Here is a 17,342-nt window from a genome sequence, read left to right on the forward strand (position 1 = left end):
CGGTGCCGGCGCGGCGCGTGGGCTAGCCCATATGGTAGTGCGACCGGTACCATTCGACGAATCGGCGAACCCCGGTGTCGAGATCGGTATGGGCATCATAGCCGGTCAGCGTGCGCAGCAGGCTGGTGTCGGCCCATGTCGCGGGAACGTCGCCGGCCTGCATCGGCAGCAGGTTTCGCGTGGCGCTGAGGCCCGTCGCGCGCTCGATCGATTCGATGAATGCCTCGAGCGGGATCGAACGCGAATTGCCGATATTCACCACGCGAAACGGCGCGGCGGGCGACAGGCTGTCATTTGCATCGGCGGCGGTCGTGCCGGGGCGAGGCGGAACGGCGTCGATCAGCAAGCGGATGCCCTCCACCAGATCGTCGATATAGGTGAAGTCGCGGCGCATCTCGCCGTGATTATAGACGTCGATCGGGTCGCCCTCGAGTATCGCCTTGGTGAATTTGAACAAGGCCATGTCGGGTCGCCCCCAGGGCCCGTAGACGGTGAAGAAGCGAAACATGGTGACGGGCACGTTGAACAGGCTGGCATAGGAATGCGCCATGTTTTCCGTCGCCTTTTTGGTGGCGGCGTAGAAGGAGAGCTGGAAATCCGCCTTGTCGGTTTCCGAATAGGGGAGGTTGGTATTCGCTCCATAGGCCGAACTGGTCGATGCCAGCAGCGCGTGTTCGGGTGGATGGTGGCGAATTGCCTCCAACAGCTCGAACGTGCCGGCCAGGTTGCTTTCCAGGTAAGACCTCGGATCCTCGATCGAGTATCGCACGCCCGCCTGGGCGGCGAGGTGGATGATTACCTCCGGCCGGTGCCGTGACAGGATATCCATCAGCACGCCGCTGCGTTCGATCCGGTCCTTAACGAAAGAGAAGTTCGAATCGGCTTGCAGTAGCGCCAGCCGCTGCCTTTTCAGTTCGGGATCATAATAGTCGGTCAGCGCATCGAGACCGATGACTTCATAGCCGTCGGCCAGCAAGCGCCGACATACATGATAGCCGATGAATCCCGCAGCTCCGGTGACAAGTGCTTTCCGCATGGCGCGCTTACTAGCCGTCGCGGACGGCGCCGGAAATCTTTTTGTCGAGACGGGAGGAATCGGCCCTTGGCCATCGGCAAGAACGGTTCCGCGCCCTCCTTCCGGTCATGGGCGCGCTTGCGGGACAATGTCGCCGAACGTTCCCCGCGCGGATTTCCACAAGATCGGATCGCGCCGGCCTTCGCAAAATCTCAATGCACCATACATCTTCGCGGGCGCGAGCATAACCACGAGGCTCTACGTTGCAGCCTCGCGAACCGTCAAGCTTCCCTAAGGGTTTCAGGCAATTTTTGCAGTGCAACATTAGCTTGAAATTTTGTTGCCATAGCGGTCTAGTTTTGTGAATGTATATGGGTGCGCTGGGAGGCCGATTGATGACGAATAGCAAGGTTGCATTGATTACCGGGGTAACCGGACAGGACGGTGCGTATCTCGCCGAACTGCTGCTGGACAAGGGGTATGTCGTGCACGGGGTCAAGCGCCGTTCATCGTCATTCAATACCGGTCGCATCGAAGATATCTATCAGGATCCCCATATCGATGGTGCCCGGTTTCACCTGCACTATGGCGACCTGACCGACTCAACCAATCTGATCCGCCTGGTGCAACAGGTGCAGCCCACAGAGATCTACAATCTCGCTGCGCAGAGCCATGTCCAGGTTAGTTTCGAAACGCCTGAATACACGGCCAATGCCGACGCGATCGGCACGCTTCGCCTGCTCGAATCCATTCGTATTCTGGGCATGGAGAAGCACACGCGTTTCTATCAGGCTTCGACATCCGAGCTCTACGGGCTCGTGCAGGAAGTCCCGCAGCGCGAAACCACGCCTTTCTATCCCCGCTCGCCCTATGGCGTGGCGAAGCTCTATGGCTACTGGATCGTCGTGAACTATCGCGAGGCATATGGCATGCACGCATCGAACGGGATCCTGTTCAACCATGAAAGCCCGTTGCGCGGCGAAACCTTCGTGACGCGCAAGATCACCCGGGCGGTGGCGGCGATCAAGCTGAATCGTCAGGAAAAGCTGTGGCTGGGCAATCTCGACGCCAAGCGCGACTGGGGCCATGCCCGCGAATATGTGCGCGGCATGTGGATGATGCTGCAGCAGGACGAGCCCGACGATTACGTTCTCGCCACCGGCGAGACGACGACGGTTCGTACCTTTGTGGAATGGGCGTTTGCCGATGTGGGCATCACCATCGAATGGAAGGGCGAAGGCGTCGACGAGAAGGGGTATTGCGCCAAGAGCGGCAAGTGCCTGGTTGAGGTTGATCCGCGCTATTTCCGGCCGACCGAAGTCGAATTGCTGATCGGTGACCCGGCAAAGGCAAAGGAAAAACTCGGCTGGTCGCACGAAACTTCCATTCGGGACCTGGTCACCGAGATGGTTCACGCCGACCTGGATGTGATGAAGAACGCTCCGATTGCGAAGGACGCCTGACCTGTGGCGCTGGGCGGTTCCTATGATCTGACTGGCAAACGGGTTTTCGTCGCCGGTCATCGCGGTATGGTTGGCTCCGCTATCTGTCGGCGCCTCGCGCAGGAAAGCTGCGAGGTGCTGACTGCCGGCCGGAATGTCGTGAACCTGATCGATCAGGCAGGAACGCGCGAATGGTTTGCCCGCGAAAAGCCGGATGCAGTGTTCGTCGCCGCGGCCAAGGTGGGTGGAATCCTTGCGAATGATAGCTATCCGGCGGATTTTCTCTACGACAATCTGATGATCGAGGCGAACGTCATCGAGGCGGCGCATGCCAATGACGTGGAGAAGCTGCTGTTCCTCGGATCGAGCTGCATCTATCCGAAATTCGCCGATCAGCCGATCGTCGAGGATGCGCTGCTGACCGGTCCGCTCGAACCGACCAATGAATGGTATGCGATCGCGAAGATCGCCGGCATCAAACTGTGTCAGGCCTATCGCCGCCAGCATGGTCGCGATTTCATTTCCGCGATGCCGACCAATCTGTACGGGCCGGGCGACAATTTCGACCTTGCCAGCAGCCATGTCTTGCCGGCGCTGATTCGCAAGGCGCATGAAGCGAAGGTTTCGGGCGCCGAAAGCATCGAAATATGGGGTACGGGAACGCCGCGTCGGGAATTCCTGCACGTTGACGACCTTGCCGACGCCTGTGTCTTCCTGATGAAGGAATATTCGGGCGATCAGCACGTCAATGCCGGCTCGGGCGAGGATATCGCTATCATCGACCTGGTAAAGCTGGTCTGCGAAGTTGTTGGTTTCGAGGGAGATATCCGCAAGGACCTTTCCAAGCCGGACGGCACGCCGCGCAAGTTGATGTCGGGGGAGAAGCTGGCCGCGATGGGGTGGCGGCCGCGCATCGGGCTTCGCGACGGCGTCGAGGCAGTCTACGAATTTTTCCAAGAGAATCATCTGGATCCGGCTTAGCCAGTGGCGACGATTCTCATATTGGGGCTTAACTACGCGCCCGAGCCTGTCGGTATCGGTCCGTATACCGCCGGAATGGCGCAGGCGCTGGCGGCAGCGGGCCATCGCGTCACCGTGGTCTGTGCAAAGCCTTATTACCCGAAGTGGGAAACCGATCCGGCCTTTGTCGGCGGCGGTGTGAAGCACTCTGTCGAGGACGGCGTGAGGGTGGTCCGACTGCCGATCTACGTTCCCAAGGTGCCTGACGGGAAAAGACGTCTGGCGCATCATCTCAGCTTCGGCTTGCGCGCGCAAATCGCGCTGTTGTCGGAAGCGCGCAGGAACCGGCCCAATCTGGTGATCACCATCGCTCCGTCGCTGATCGCAACGGTGGCCGCGCGAACCGTTGCGCGCTTGTTCAAGGCGAAACTTTGGCTGCACATCCAGGATTTCGAAGTGGAAGCCGCTTTCGCAACCGGATTGTTGAAGGGAGAGGGCGCGCTTGCAAGCGTGGCGCGCGCCTTCGAATCCTGGTCGATGCAGGCCGACCGGGTCAGCACCATATCGCCCCAGATGTGCGCGAAGCTCCGCGAACTCGGGGTCCCGGAGGCGCGGATCATCGAATTTCGCAACTGGGCCAATATCGATGAGATAGAGCCGTTGAAACGGCCATCGCCCTATCGCGAGGAATGGGGGATCACACGCCCCCATGTGGCGCTTTATTCGGGGAATATCGCCAACAAGCAGGGTATCGAGATCGTGGTCGAAGCGGCGCGCATGCTACGGCACCGCAAGGACCTGACCTTTGTGGTGTGCGGCAACGGACCGAATCGTGCGCAACTGCTCGATAGCTCAGCGGACCTCGACAATATTGAGTTTCGCGATCTTCAGCCGCGCGAGCGATTGTCGGAGCTGCTTGGCATGGCCAGCGTCCATCTGTTGCCCCAGATCGCCGGCGCGGCGGATCTGGTGCTTCCCTCAAAGCTTACCAATATGCTCGCATCGGGCCGCCCCGTGGCAGCAACGGCTTTGCCGGGGACCGGGTTGGCGACGGAAGTCGAAGGCTGCGGCATTCTCACCGAACCGGGCAATGCGGAAGCATTTGCCGGCGCCATCGAGCAACTGATCGATGACGATGAACTGCGCGACAGGTTCGGCCAAGTCGCGCGCGCGCGCGCCGAGGAACGGTGGAGCCGCGGCAAGATTCTGGAACGGTTCGAAGAACAGCTGCGCGGGATTGACGCCTAGCGGCCCATCGCCTAATGTTCTTTTTTTGTTCTGTCCTACACGATGTCGGATGCGTATTGCATGTCGCGACTCGGGCCATCCCGGTCCGGGCGATTGGAGGTGCATATGTCCTATCCGATACTCGCTCCCGCCGGGTATGTTCCGCAGAGCGCGATTGCCTTTTCTGAAGATTCCGATGCTGTCGGCGTCGCAGTCGATACGCCGCTGCCGGTAAGCGAACCCTCGTTCCGCGGCGCACGGGCGATCAGCGTGGATTCGCCCTTCGCCGCGGGACGTGGGGTTGCCATCGTTGCCGACGCCACCGGCGAGCTGACGCTTCGTTTTGCGGACGAAAGCACGATCGTGCTGCCGGTCTCGCCGGGGCTGACCATTCTGCCCTTCGCCGCAGTCGAGATTCCGAGCAGCGGGACTACGGTTCCGGCCAATTTCTGGGCCCTGGACTGAGGAGAGGCGATCATGCTTGCGACAATTGCTCCCGCCGCCAGTCCGGTGCGCGTTTCCCGTCATGCCCGGCTTGCGCGGCTGCGTTCGGCCGCCGCGCGTGCAGCGATCGTGAATCCCCGTGATTCAAGCCTGTACGCGGATCCCGTGGTGGTTACCGACAATGGGACCGCAAACCCGCACGGCCAAACGCCGTTTCTGTGCAACAAGAGCAGCCTCGGCATCTGGCATGTCACCGGAGGCGTCTATGGCGACAATGCCAGCGGTTCGGCCATTCGCTCGGGGTGGGTCGATGTCGGCCGCACCTATGCATCGGAAGTCAATTCCTATGGTCGCTGGGAGGCTATGGCCGACAGCCGATACCTTGCCGTGCGTTTGTTGCCGTCGAACAAGGCCTATCGGTTTCTGGTCGACGGCCGCTACATTTCGCTTACCGGCACCCGGTTGAGCGTAACCTCTGGGACCGAAAACCAATATGTGACGCTCGACTTCGGGACGCGAAGGGTGCGCCGCGTCGCGATAGAAGCGAGTCACCTGTCCGGCCTCGCCGGCGCATATGTGGAAGAAGGTGCGCGCATGTGGCCGGTCGAAATGTCCAGTATCGTGCACGGCGTGTTTCTGGGCGACAGCTATGTCTGGGGTGCCGGGCTGACATTGCAGGCCGACAGCGTCGCCGTTCAGATGGGGGACCGTCTCGGCATCGCGATCCAGGCCAGCGGTTCGGGCGGCACCGGGTGGAATCACTCCAATCCGGCGCTGTATCGCTTCGACCAGCGCATTGCTTCAGGCGATCTCGGCCTCAGCTATTTCGAACCCGAAGTCATTTTCCTCATGGCCTCGGTGAACGACCGGTCCAGTGACGCGCCGACCGTGACGGCAAATGCATTGGCCGGTCTTAAAGAAGCGCGTCGCCGGTATCCCGAGGTGCCGATCGTTGTGTTCGGCGCGATGCCCATTCCCAAGGGGCCGGTGAGCGGCACGCCATCAATCTCCTCGACGGAAGAAGCCGTGAAGGCCGCAGTCGCGGAATTCAGCGATCCGTTGTGCCGGTTTGTCCCTGTCACCACGGATGCACAGGGGGAATGGTCCACGGGCCGCGGTTCGGCGCTCAACTTCACCGCGCCGCTGAGCGATGCGACGAACGCGACGCTGGAGAGCAACTGGAGCCAGGACACCAGTACGACTTCGTACACCATCCTCTTCTCCGACGGTTCGACGCGGTTGGGTAATTTCACCAACGGCAGCGCGGCTGTCAGCTGGAGCGGGCCGGTGACTGCCGACGCCACGGCGATGGTGCGTCAGACGGAAGGCAATAGCCGCTACCTCTTCACCGCGGACTGGACACACCTCAACGAATATGGCGCCGGCTATGTCGGTGAACGCTATGCGCGCGCCGCTCTGTCCGCACTGGAGGACATGCTGGATTGAGCGCCAAGCATGCGGCATGGCTGGGTTTCCGGGCCATGCCGCACTGCAAAAACGGCTTCATGTCGGACCGGTTTCCAGCTAGACAAACGGCTGCAAGCGATTCCCCGCGAAGCGAACCTCGGCTGTCCTCGTCGACTGAATTTACCGTGGCCCGAACGAACGAATTGCACCAGGCGATGGGGATCGTTGGCGCCGACTGAAAGTCCCGAATTGCCGTAGGGGACGGCTTTCCGGTCTTCCAGAGGGGACGTTAGAAGGGGTGTTATGAAAAAGCGAGTGGCTATCGTCTATCATAATTGGCCGCACTATCGTACAGCAGTAGGAAGGGCGCTCGATAGAAGCGAAAAGTACAGTTATACTTTTTTCGCCGACACTCGCGGTATCGAAGGGATCAAGGTTTCGGACCCGTCGGAGTTTCGTGATTTCCGGGACTCTCCCTATCGCTTCTACTGGAAATTCATGTGGCAGCCGAGAGCACTTGCTCCGGCACTATCGGGGTATGATGCGGTAATTTATCACTGCGACCCGAAGTTCGTTATGTCGTGGGTCGGCTCGATCATTGCCCGGATCAAGGGAACCAAGGTCCTTTTCTGGGGGCATGGCTGGTTGCGCCGGGAGAAGTTCCCGCAGCGCACGATCCGCAACATCTATTACCGGCTTTCCAGCAAGGTCCTCGTCTATGCCGAAAGGGGCAAGGAGCTGGGCGTCGATGCGGGATTTCCCGCCCGGGACATCGTGACGATCTACAACAGCCTCGACACCGACGAGGCGGAGCGGGTCCTGGGGTTGATCGAAGCGGGGGAGCTCGACGAACTGCATCCGGCCCGCCTCTTTGACCACCAGGATCGCCCGATCGTCATCTGCACGGCCAGATTGACCAAAGTCTGTCGCTTCGATCTGCTTCTCAAGGCTGCCAAGATTCTCAAGGACCAGGGGCGGCCGATCAACGTCCTTCTCGTCGGCGATGGCACCGAGCGCGAAGCGCTGGAAGCGCTTGCGCGCTCCCTGGAGGTCGACGTCCATTTCCACGGCGCGGTCTATGACGAAACCAGGCTCGCTCAGCTGATCTATCGCTCCGATGTCACCGTTTCACCCGGGAAGATCGGTCTGACCGCGATGCACAGCATGATGTATGGGACGCCGGCTATCACGCATGGCGAGTTTGACAATCAGATGCCGGAATTCGAAGCGATCGTGCCGGGAGAAACGGGCGCTTTTTTCCGCAGGAACGACGAAGAGGATCTGGCTCGGACCATTGCCGACTGGCTCGACAACGGGGCCGACCGGGAGCAAGTGCGGGCCGCATGTCGCGAATGCATCGCGACCAAATGGAATCCACAGCGGCAGGTCGAATTGATCGAGGGTGCGTTGGACGCTGTTTTCGGGGATGGGCCAGAATTGGTTTCCGGTACGCCGGGGCATTGAGCGGTGCGGGTGAGCATCGCATGCCGGCGACATGTGGCATCCCGCGTCGCCGCAGTGTCGATTTTCGCTGCGCCCGCGATTTTGCACAGGCGGTGCGACCGTGGCGGCCGTTGTAGCTAGGGGGAGCGGGCGGTGGAAGAGACGGCGATTTCAACGCGCAGGTCGGGTGTCGAAGCCGGCAAGTCGAGCTCGATTTGCACGGTCATTCTGACATTTAACGAGGAAATCCACATCGCGCGTTCGATCGAGAGCGCATGGCTGGTTTCCGACGATATCCTTGTGGTCGATTCGTTTTCCACGGATCGCACCGTGGAGATCGCCAGGGCAAAGGGCGCGCGCGTAATTCAGAATGCGTTCGTCAACCATTCCCGGCAATTCAATTTCGGCCTCGAGGCGGGCAACATCAGCGCGTCATGGATTTTGAGGCTCGACGCGGACGAATATATCGGGCCGGATCTCGCGGCCCGGATCAATTCGGATCTGTCGGGGATGCCGGATGACGTTGCCGGTATAGCGTTCAACCGCCGGCACATTTTCATGGATCGCTGGGTACGGCATGGCGGCCGATACCCGCTCTATCTCGTTCGCCTCTGGCGAAACGGCCAAGGTCGGGTCGAAGACCGCTGGATGGACGAACATGTCCTGATTCATGGTGGGCGGACGATCAAGATGGAAGGCGAGTTCGCCGATGCTTCCCAGCGCGATCTCGCCTTTTTCGTCAAAAAGCATGATGGGTATGCGGCGCGCGAAGCGATCGAGGTGCTCAATCGGCGCCATGACCTGTTTGAAAAGCCGCCGCAGCTTTCCGCGAAGAACAACGGCTGGCAGGCAAGCTTCAAGCGATTGCTCAAAGAGCGTTTTTACAACCAGTTGCCCCTTGGTATGGGACCGCTGTCATATTTCCTCTATCGCTATTTTCTCCAGTTCGGATTCCTGGATGGGAAATCCGGTCTGATCTACCATTTTCTCCAGGGATTCTGGTACCGGTTTCTGGTCGAGGCGAAGGCATATGAATTCGAAAGGGCGATCGCGGATTGTGAAAGTCGCGAAGAGAAGTTGGAGGTCCTGAGAAGTGTCTCGGGCCTCAAGTTGTGAAAAGGGTTCGACGATGCAGGACGGCCGGCTTCTGGATGCGCGCGAAAGCGGCTCGCGCACCGGTGGGGCTAGTTTCAGCCTAGGGGTTCGGCTCCGTCGGATTCTCTTTTCGGTTTGCTGGCTGGCGTTCGCGCGCTGGACGCCGCCGCAAGCGCGTGGGTGGCGCCGTATATTGCTCAATCTGTTCGGAGCCAATGTCGCCAGGACCGCCAACGTCTATAGCAGCGCGAAGATCTGGTATCCGCCGAATCTGAGCATGTCGGAATTTTCGACGCTGGGTCCGCGCGTTCGGTGCTACAATCAGGCGGCCATTCACATCGGACCTTATGCGATCGTCTCCCAGGACGCCTCCCTCTGCGCCGGTACGCATGACTATGAGGATGAGCATTTTCAGCTCATCGTGCGGCCTATTACCATTGGCAAGGGAGCCTGGATCGCCGCCGAAGCGTTTGTCGGACCTGGCGTGACCGTCGGCGATCACGCGGTCCTGGGCGCTCGCGCGGTCGCGATGAAAAATCTAGAAGAGGCTGTTGTTTATTCTGGAAATCCGGCAAGGATGATAAAAATGCGCGAGACGATTTTCAACGCGGCACGGTGATTGACGTGCCACTTGGGAATGGCGCTGAGAATGTGCAGAGGACATCGTGGCAGTACTTTTCTGGTTCTTCTATATCGCTGCATTTTCAGCGAACCTGTATGTTATATCCACAATTAACATAAGAAATATTGATCTGATCGATGGTGTTATTATCGGTCAGATGTATTTCATCATGATTCCCTTGGCGTTTATTTTGGGCATGGGAGAGCTGGAAGCCGCTGACATCGGCCTCACCTATCTGCCCTATCAAGATACGGAAACGACGCTGCTTCTTTTGATCGGGGGCTTTCTTTTCCCTTCGATGCGCTTCGTGGTGCGCCGTACCGATACGTCTCGGCCGGATACGACCCAGCCCTATTTCCGGCAAACCGTCATTCTCCTATTTTTCTTTTTCGCTGTGGTCAGTTTCTTGATGTCGGGGCTGGCCTCGGGCGGACACTGGCAGGGCAATCTTGAAACCGCGCTGAGCGAAAATACCGGATTCGTGTATATCAAGCATGCGTCGAATACGCTGCGAACCGTTGTCTTCGGCGTGCTGGTATATAGCTATGCTTCCGGCAGGCTAAGCAAGACGCAAGTTTTTGCGCTGGGGTTTATTTTCAGTGCGCTGGACCTGTTCCTGACATTCAATCGCATCACGGCGGTTTACTATCTTATTTCGGTAGTTTTGATTCTCAGGTCGAATATTTCCCGACTGGCCCTTCTGTCTATTACGCTGCCGCTGCTGTCGCTTGTCAGTGTCATCTGGCCGATGTTTCGCGGGCTGGCGACACTGGGCGGCTATAATCTGAGGTCATTGCAGAACGCGGCCGAGACCGCGCAGTCGCATTCCGATGCGGCAAGCCTGACCAACGGTCTCAACGGCGTTTTCGAATCGTCGAACATTACGGTTCTCAACTGGATTGTTGAGAATTTCGGGCGGCCTCCCAATGAGTTTCTCGCGGGGGACATGTTCATCCGGGGGCTGACGATTCTAGTGCCGCGCTCGATCTGGCCGGCAAAACCCGAGGGGTTCGGCGTCCAGCTGGGAGAAGCAATCGCCAACCGGCCCGAACTGGCCCTCAATTCGACGATGTACGGGGAGTGTTTCGCAAATTTCGGCTGGGGATGGCCGATCGCGATGTGCGTATATATTCTGATCCTGCATTTCATGTTTCGGGCCGTCGCCGGATCGGCGCGCGGGGTTCAGGCGATGGGAGCTTTCGTCGGCATCGCGATCTGGCGGTTTGACTCCAGTTTCGCGGTAATTTCCTTCGTCATCGTCGCCGGCATCGCGCTGGGCCTGCGGCTGCGGACAATGTTGCTTCTTGGGCGTCGTTCCTCTAACCGCCGGGTGGGGGCCCGGTAAGGCGTATCGGAGGGCGCGCCCCATCCATCATGCCGATTTCGCTTGCGCCGGGGGCTGGTTGGCGAGCAGCAAGACGATTGCGACACTGTACCTTTGGGGGGAGGGGCGATGCGCGTCCTTACGATTGCCAAAAATCTCCAGATCGGCGGTACCCAACGCGTCGCGCAGGCGCTTTCCATCGGGGTTGCGCAGCTAGGCAATGACGTCGCGTTTCTGGCCTATGCCGGCCTGGGGCCGAGGAAGACCTTTCTCGACGCGGCGGGCATCCCGGTTTTCGGACCGCTGGACGAGGAAAAGGATGCTCTGGAAAAGGCGATCGCCTGGAAGCCGGACATCGTGCATATCCACCGCTCTGGCTATCCCGATCCGACCGAAGCCGCTTTGATGCGGGCTTTCAAGGACAGCGGAACGAAGATCGTCGAAACCAACGTCTTCGGGCGGTTCGACCATACGATTCCGACCAGTTTGATCGATGTTCATTTGCACCTGGCAAAATGGTCACTGCTGAAATGGCGCAAATGGGGAGGACGCAAGGCGTCACCTGCCACCATCCTTCCCAATTGCGTGGAGACAGACCGATTTCGGCCCTTGTCTGATGCTGAGCGGGCCGCGGCGCGTGAAGCGCTCGGGGTTCGCGAGGACGCGTTTCTGGTGGGGCGCATCGGCCAGCCCATCCCTGCCAAATGGAATCCGGCCATTTTCGATGTGTTTGCCGATTTCAGGACGAGGCATCCCAATGCGCAGATGCTGCTGGTCGGAGCGCCGACGGGCTACGCCGAGCGTGCCGCCAAATTGCCGAAAGCGGTCAGGGAGGCGATTCTTTTTCGCGAGCCGATCCTGAGCGATGAGCTGTTGAATGAATATTACAACAGCCTGGACGCCTTTCTCCATCTTTCCGAGGTCGGAGAGAGTTTTGGCCTGGTCCTGTGTGAAGCGATGCTTTGTGAAGTGCCGGTGGTTACATTGAGCACGCCGCTCCGCGACAATGGTCAGCTTGAAGTGGTCCAGCATGGTGTCGGCGGCCTTGTTGCCAATTCGCGCGCAGGCCTGGTCGAAGCGCTGGAGATGCTGGTCGCGGATCCTGATCTTGCCGACAGGCTGGCGAAGCAGGGGCGTGAGAGCGTGATCGCGCGTTTTTCGCTGGACCGTATCGCCAAGGAGGCGGTGGCGGTCTACCGTGCGGCACTTGATCCTGCCGAGGGCGGCCTGCTGAGCGAAAAACCCGATCACGAGTGGATGATGTCACTACTTCGCAACTCGGTACGGCCAAAGGGGCTGCTCTGGACCGACGCGGCATTTCAATTCACTCACAATCCCCACATCTATCGCACATTGCGCCGTTTGAAGACCGCGCTGGTAAAATAGTGCTCTAGCGATCGGAGACACGGCCGCGTGTTCAAGGTTATCGGACGAAGCGCTGTCGCGATTGTCCTCACTCAAGGGACGAATTTCCTTTTCCCGCTGGTGGCTCTGCCGTTTATTTCGCGAGCGCTGGGGGTGGAAGGTTTTGGTCTTTACACCGTCGCGTTGGCCTTCGGAAATTACCTTCTGCTATTTTCCGATTTCACGTTCAACGTGAATGGTCCGTTACATGCGGCCGAGGCTGTCAGAAAGCAGGCGCTTTCGCGGCTTGCGATAAACAGCATTATCCTGAAGACATTAATTCTTGCGCCGGCAACCGTCGTCTGCGCTATCGCATTGCGTGAGACCACGGGTGGCAGCGTGGATTATATTTTTGCGGCCATCATTACCGCTATGATGACTGCCTATACGCCGCGATGGATGATGTATAGCCTGGATAAGATCGGGCTGTTTCTGATATTTAGTATCGTTAGCAAGGCGACATGGCTGTTTCTTGTGATAGTTCTGGTGACCGGGCCGGAAGATATATCGCTTTTGCTCCTCCTTACGGCGGCAACCCAGGCGATCACTGCCGTGGGCAGTCTGATTTACGTTTTTTCGCTGCGGTCCGGCCAGGCGCGCGGTTCGTTCGGTGACGCAATCGCATTGTTTCGGAGCGATTTTGATCAATATCTGGCCATTCTCGGCGTTTCCTCGCTGCGCGATATGCCCGTGATCATTCTCTCGGCTTTCTTCGCGCCAGCCGCGATCGCCCTCTATGGTCTGGCAGACCGTGTGCGTTTCGCGTTGCTGAGCGTCGTCGCGCCGGTCACGCAGTCGCTCTTTCTGCTGTCGAGCAGGCTCAGCGCGAGAGATGGTGAGGGGGTTCCGCAACATGTACGCGGGATCACGAATATCGGCTTGATCGCGTGCGTTTCCGTCGCATCGCTGGCTTGTGCCGCCTTGGCTCCGTTGATCGTGGACATATTGGGCGGGGCTGAATTTGCCAGTGCGGTGTCGATGCTGCGGATTATCGTCTTCATTCCGATCTTTACAGCGATCAACTCCTCTCTGGGGGTCAACACGCTGCTCGCCAACGGGCACAAGAGAGCCTATGCGCGGACGCAGCTGGTGGCGGTGGCATTCAGTGTCCCGACACTGCTCGCGCTGATCTATTTCCAGGGGACGATCGGTGCTGCCTTTGGCGGATTGCTTGCGGAGGCGTTGATGAGCTGCTTCCTTGCGCTGCAGTGCAGGCGCCACAAGCTGTTGGGCTATGCCTTCGCCCTGCGCTAGCCGGGGGCGCGTCGGTTATTTCCAGTGCAACCCGTCATCATCGGAGTGCAGGGTGCGCGAGGGTTGCGTCGGCGCATCGATATACCAGCAGCGCCCTTCGCGACATGAGGTTCGTTGGCCGTCGAATATCCCCAACTGACGCGCCTCCGACTCTGTCAGATTGTTGGCATAATAGGAAAAGTTCAGGAACAGTTCGCCATCGGGGCCCATGCTTGTGCGGTGCCGCCACGCGCCATATCCGCCGCGATCCGGCATCACCAGCACGCGATGCGGGCTGCCTTTCCGGTCCCAGCGTCGCCAGTCGCCTCCCGGCCGACGACGAAACTGCACCAGCTTGAAGCGGCCGCCGGCTTCCGCGCGGGCGATAATGTTAATGGTGCCGTCGCGGGCGATATCCAGACTTGGATATGTATATTCGTGAAACTGCGGCCCGCTGTCGGGAGCTCCGACCGCTCCTTCCGAAATCCATCCTGTAGTGACGTCGTGGGGCCTTCGGCTGCGGAACAGCAGGATGGGCGACTGGTGCCCGCCGATCGCGACGATGAAGGTGCCCGAAGGCGTGGGGGCGATGGAAGGCGTCGCATGGGGGTCGGCGGGTTGTTTCGAGCTGCTGCGCGCGATGGCTTGTGCCGGGCCGCTCCATTCCATCGTCGCAAGATCAAATTGCCGGGCCATGCCGAGTGTGCCTTCCGCGGAGGTGTCGTTGCTGGCGTAGACCAGCGCGATCTTTCCGCCGCTGGTGAACGTGGCATTCCCGCCGCCGGAATGATTGCTTCCCAGGGCATTGTCATCGGCGGCCAGCAGGGCCCCGGAGGTGCTGCGCGCAATGCCGTCATCCGATCGTTCGAACAGATCGAGCCAAAGCCGCGGTCCGGTATGCGCGCCGTAGTTTTCGAAGCTGACGATGGTGGGCGGTCCTTCGCGCGGCGAAAACGGACCGGGCTTTTCCATCATGGCGGCTCGGCCCGTGAGCGCCGCCGCCTGCCAGGAACGGCAATGGTCCGAAGACCAGAGCAGTGCAGCGCGTTCCATATTGGAATCGCGTGGAACGACGAGCGTATAGGCGGTGCCGGAACGGTCGAAAACCACACTGGTATCAACCATCATTCCCTGGTCCCAGAAACCGTCCCAGCGGCCTTTCATCACATCACGATTGATCGCCACGCGAGCCGCCCGGTCGAAATCGAGAGCCCGATATTGTCGTTGGCTGTCGAAGGAATAGATATCGGCACCGGAACGCACACAGCCGCTTCCGTCGGATGCGAAACCGGGAATCCCCTTGTCCCAGATCGAAAGTTCATGATCAGGCGCAACCGGCACCGAATATCTCAGCGACGTCGCCATATGCTGGGCAAGAAAAAAACTGCCGATCAGGCTGCAGACCAAGAGTAAACGTTCCGCCACGGCAGGCGGGGGCGATACTTTCATGGTATGACTCTAATCCTACCAAGTGTCGCCTGCAAGCTGTGGAATCGGCTGCCATTCCAGCTTCAGCATGATCCGTAACCCGCGCGGATAGTTGCAGATTCGAAATGAGCCGCCGCGAACCGACTTAGCCTTTTGACAGCTTGCTATGCCCCAACGGCTATGGCACACGGTCAGTCGTTCGGGACATGCGCTTTTGCGCAATGCATATAGGGGGAGCTGTTGCGCGCTGCATACGCATTGATTTTGGGCGCCTTGCTTGCCCTTTCCGGCTGCGCGGGCGGAGATCGCACCGTCGTTTCAAGTGGCGAGCGGTACCAGCACCAGTCCGGCCCTGTCGGCGAGTATCTGCTTGGGGCGGGTGATCGGTTGCGCGTGATCGTGTTCAACGAAGAGCGCCTTTCGGGTGAATTCCTGGTCGGTGCGCGCGGCGTCGTCTCGTTGCCGTTGATCGGCGAAGTGGATGCGGTCGGCAAGACGGTCGAGCAGATTGCGAGCGTGGTCACGACACGTCTGGCGGATGGTTATGTGCGCGATCCGCATGTGAGTGTGGAGGTCATGGCCTACCGCCCGTTCTTCGTTCTCGGCGAAGTCGGGCAGCCGGGGCAGTTCCCCTATGTGGTCGGCTTGACCGCCAGCAGCGCAGTCGCCACGGCAGGTGGTTTCACGCCGCGTGCGAACAAGAAAGTCATCTATATTCGTGGCGAGAACGAAAGCGACGAAGTCGCCTACGAGCTGACGCCGGGGCTTCGCGTTTATCCGGGGGACACGATCCGTGTCGGGGAGACTTTCTTCTAGGAAGTCGCGCCGATTGAATTTCCGATGGAAGCGAAGGTCACCAGTAGCCCGCACCTGCAAATGGAGCTTCATTCAATCATGACAGGGATCGAGATTGAACTATGGGGCTCACGCCATCTCGCATGTTCCTGGACGGGTTTTGCCGGAGGCGCCCGGTGACCGCGTCGGCGGCGCCAGCTGCGCGCGCGGGGCTTGGATCACTCCTGCTAATTTCCATCTTTGCAGTGTCCGCGCCTGCCTCAGCGCAGGTGGGCGGCTCGTTGCTGCTCAATCCGGTCGAGCCGGAAGGTTTCGACATCGACGAGGAGGTCTCGGTCGCTCAGCGGGCGCGGCCGGAATATGATGCGCGCGGCGTTCGTGTGCGATCGTTCATTGTTTTCCCGTGGGCTCAGATCGGTGTCGGTACCAAACAGGATCCCCGTCCGACTGCCCTGGCTACCGCCAATGCCCGGATTTCGGCCAACTCGAACTGGTCCCGGCACAGCCTGCGGCTGGCTGCGGATGTCCGCACCGAGCAATATACGAATTCCGCGCGCCCTTCCGCCAACAGCTGGGAAGTCGGGCTCGACGGACGCTACGATATCGGTTCGTCGGCCTATATCAACGGCACCGTGAATTCGGCATTGCGAGCCGAAGACAGGTTTTTCGGTTCGGTGACTGCGGAAAACATCGTCATTTCCAACTACCGCAACGATTCGATCCTGCTGCGTGGTGTGTACAGTTCCGGTCGCGTGCGTGGCATGGTGACCGGCGACTATCAGGACTATCGCTTTTCGCCGCTGGAATTGACCGACGGCCGCATCCGCGACCAGTCTTTTCGAGACCGACGCGTATATCGCGTGACCGGGCAGTTCGACTATGCGCTTTCGCCCAGCGTCGCGCTGTTCACGCAAGTCGCCTATCAGGACATTGATTTCGACGTCGATCTGGTGCGCTCGGCAGGTTCGATCGATTCCAAGGGCTATCGTATTCTGGGTGGCGCCAGTTTTCAGATCCCCGGGCTGCTGAACGGCACGGTAGGGGTCGGTTATTCGATTCGCGATTATACCTTGCCGCAGGTCAGCAATGAGACCGGCGTTTCGGCTGCGGCGCGCGTCAACTTCTTTCCGAGCCGGCGGACGACGACTGCCATCTCGGTGGATCGCAGCCTGCAGGATGCCCCTTTCGGTGGGGCCGACGCCTATTGGTCGACGCTGGTCGGTGCGTCGATTGACCATGAGTTGCGTGAAAACGTAATCCTTACGGCATGGGCCGACTATATCTGGCAAGCGTATGTCAACAGCGACAACGCAGCCGATATTTACGGCGGTGCCGTTTCGGGGAAATATCTGATTTCTCCAAATTTCGAGTTGAATGCGACGGTTAGCTATCGTCAACGACGGTCGAATGTGCAACAGGGCGGCAACGACTCTGCGAGCAACTTTGATGATCTCACTGCTACGGTCGGATTTACATTCAAGCTTTGATCTGAATCCGGCTGCT

Annotated in this window: 15 protein-coding genes; 13 read left to right on the top strand and 2 right to left on the bottom strand. The window is 59.5% G+C overall.

The window, feature by feature from the left end; translation table 11 throughout:
• Positions 1-22: 22 nt before the first annotated feature.
• A complete protein-coding gene (locus G5C33_RS06740; protein ID WP_165326511.1) occupies positions 23-1,036 on the bottom strand; it encodes an NAD-dependent epimerase/dehydratase family protein in 1,014 nt (337 codons plus the stop codon).
• Positions 1,037-1,410: 374 nt separating this feature from the next.
• Here G5C33_RS06740 and gmd point away from each other — a divergent pair, with 374 nt between their 5' ends.
• The 11 genes from gmd (at position 1,411) to G5C33_RS06795 (ending at position 13,637) form a co-directional block, all read left to right on the top strand.
• Complete coding sequence (gmd, locus tag G5C33_RS06745) at positions 1,411-2,478, top strand: GDP-mannose 4,6-dehydratase (protein WP_165326512.1); 1,068 nt, start codon at positions 1,411-1,413, stop codon at positions 2,476-2,478.
• Between the two features lie 3 nt (positions 2,479-2,481).
• Positions 2,482-3,438: a GDP-L-fucose synthase gene (fcl, locus tag G5C33_RS06750; protein WP_323126185.1), complete on the top strand. Its 957-nt coding sequence runs from the start codon at positions 2,482-2,484 to the stop codon at positions 3,436-3,438.
• 3 nt (positions 3,439-3,441) lie between these two features.
• Positions 3,442-4,665 (top strand): WcaI family glycosyltransferase, encoded by a 1,224-nt coding sequence (locus tag G5C33_RS06755; RefSeq protein WP_206518645.1) that lies wholly within the window; start codon positions 3,442-3,444, stop codon positions 4,663-4,665.
• Between the two features lie 105 nt (positions 4,666-4,770).
• A complete protein-coding gene (locus G5C33_RS06760) occupies positions 4,771-5,109 on the top strand; it encodes a hypothetical protein (RefSeq protein ID WP_165326513.1) in 339 nt (112 codons plus the stop codon).
• A gap of 12 nt (positions 5,110-5,121) precedes the next feature.
• Positions 5,122-6,534, top strand: a complete 1,413-nt coding sequence (locus G5C33_RS06765; protein ID WP_165326514.1) for an SGNH/GDSL hydrolase family protein — start codon at positions 5,122-5,124, stop codon at positions 6,532-6,534.
• Between the two features lie 276 nt (positions 6,535-6,810).
• Positions 6,811-7,959, top strand: a complete 1,149-nt coding sequence (locus G5C33_RS06770) for a glycosyltransferase family 4 protein (protein WP_165326515.1) — start codon at positions 6,811-6,813, stop codon at positions 7,957-7,959.
• A gap of 132 nt (positions 7,960-8,091) precedes the next feature.
• Entirely contained in the window at positions 8,092-9,054 is a 963-nt protein-coding gene (locus tag G5C33_RS06775; RefSeq protein WP_228275217.1) for a glycosyltransferase family 2 protein, read from the top strand.
• A 13-nt stretch (positions 9,055-9,067) separates the two neighbouring features.
• Positions 9,068-9,652 carry an LbetaH domain-containing protein gene (locus G5C33_RS06780; protein ID WP_165326516.1) on the top strand — a complete coding sequence of 195 codons (585 nt, stop codon included), beginning with the start codon at positions 9,068-9,070 and terminating at the stop codon, positions 9,650-9,652.
• A gap of 46 nt (positions 9,653-9,698) precedes the next feature.
• A complete protein-coding gene (locus tag G5C33_RS06785) occupies positions 9,699-11,000 on the top strand; it encodes a hypothetical protein (RefSeq protein WP_165326517.1) in 1,302 nt (433 codons plus the stop codon).
• A gap of 108 nt (positions 11,001-11,108) precedes the next feature.
• Positions 11,109-12,365: a glycosyltransferase family 4 protein gene (locus G5C33_RS06790; RefSeq protein WP_165326518.1), complete on the top strand. Its 1,257-nt coding sequence runs from the start codon at positions 11,109-11,111 to the stop codon at positions 12,363-12,365.
• Between the two features lie 27 nt (positions 12,366-12,392).
• Positions 12,393-13,637 (top strand): oligosaccharide flippase family protein, encoded by a 1,245-nt coding sequence (locus G5C33_RS06795; protein ID WP_165326519.1) that lies wholly within the window; start codon positions 12,393-12,395, stop codon positions 13,635-13,637.
• Between the two features lie 15 nt (positions 13,638-13,652).
• On the opposite strand, the gene G5C33_RS06800 is transcribed toward G5C33_RS06795, so the two are convergent.
• Positions 13,653-15,065 (bottom strand): BNR-4 repeat-containing protein, encoded by a 1,413-nt coding sequence (locus G5C33_RS06800; RefSeq protein WP_165326520.1) that lies wholly within the window; start codon positions 15,063-15,065, stop codon positions 13,653-13,655.
• A 219-nt stretch (positions 15,066-15,284) separates the two neighbouring features.
• Between G5C33_RS06800 and G5C33_RS06805 the strand changes: the two genes are divergently transcribed.
• Both G5C33_RS06805 and G5C33_RS06810 read left to right on the top strand, forming a co-directional pair.
• Positions 15,285-15,860, top strand: a complete 576-nt coding sequence (locus tag G5C33_RS06805) for a polysaccharide biosynthesis/export family protein (protein WP_165326521.1) — start codon at positions 15,285-15,287, stop codon at positions 15,858-15,860.
• 155 nt (positions 15,861-16,015) lie between these two features.
• Positions 16,016-17,326 carry an outer membrane beta-barrel protein gene (locus G5C33_RS06810; protein ID WP_165326522.1) on the top strand — a complete coding sequence of 437 codons (1,311 nt, stop codon included), beginning with the start codon at positions 16,016-16,018 and terminating at the stop codon, positions 17,324-17,326.
• The last annotated feature ends 16 nt before the right edge of the window (positions 17,327-17,342 follow it).

The sequence above is a fragment of the Sphingosinithalassobacter tenebrarum genome (genome assembly GCF_011057975.1).
GTDB lineage: Bacteria > Pseudomonadota > Alphaproteobacteria > Sphingomonadales > Sphingomonadaceae > Sphingomonas > Sphingomonas tenebrarum.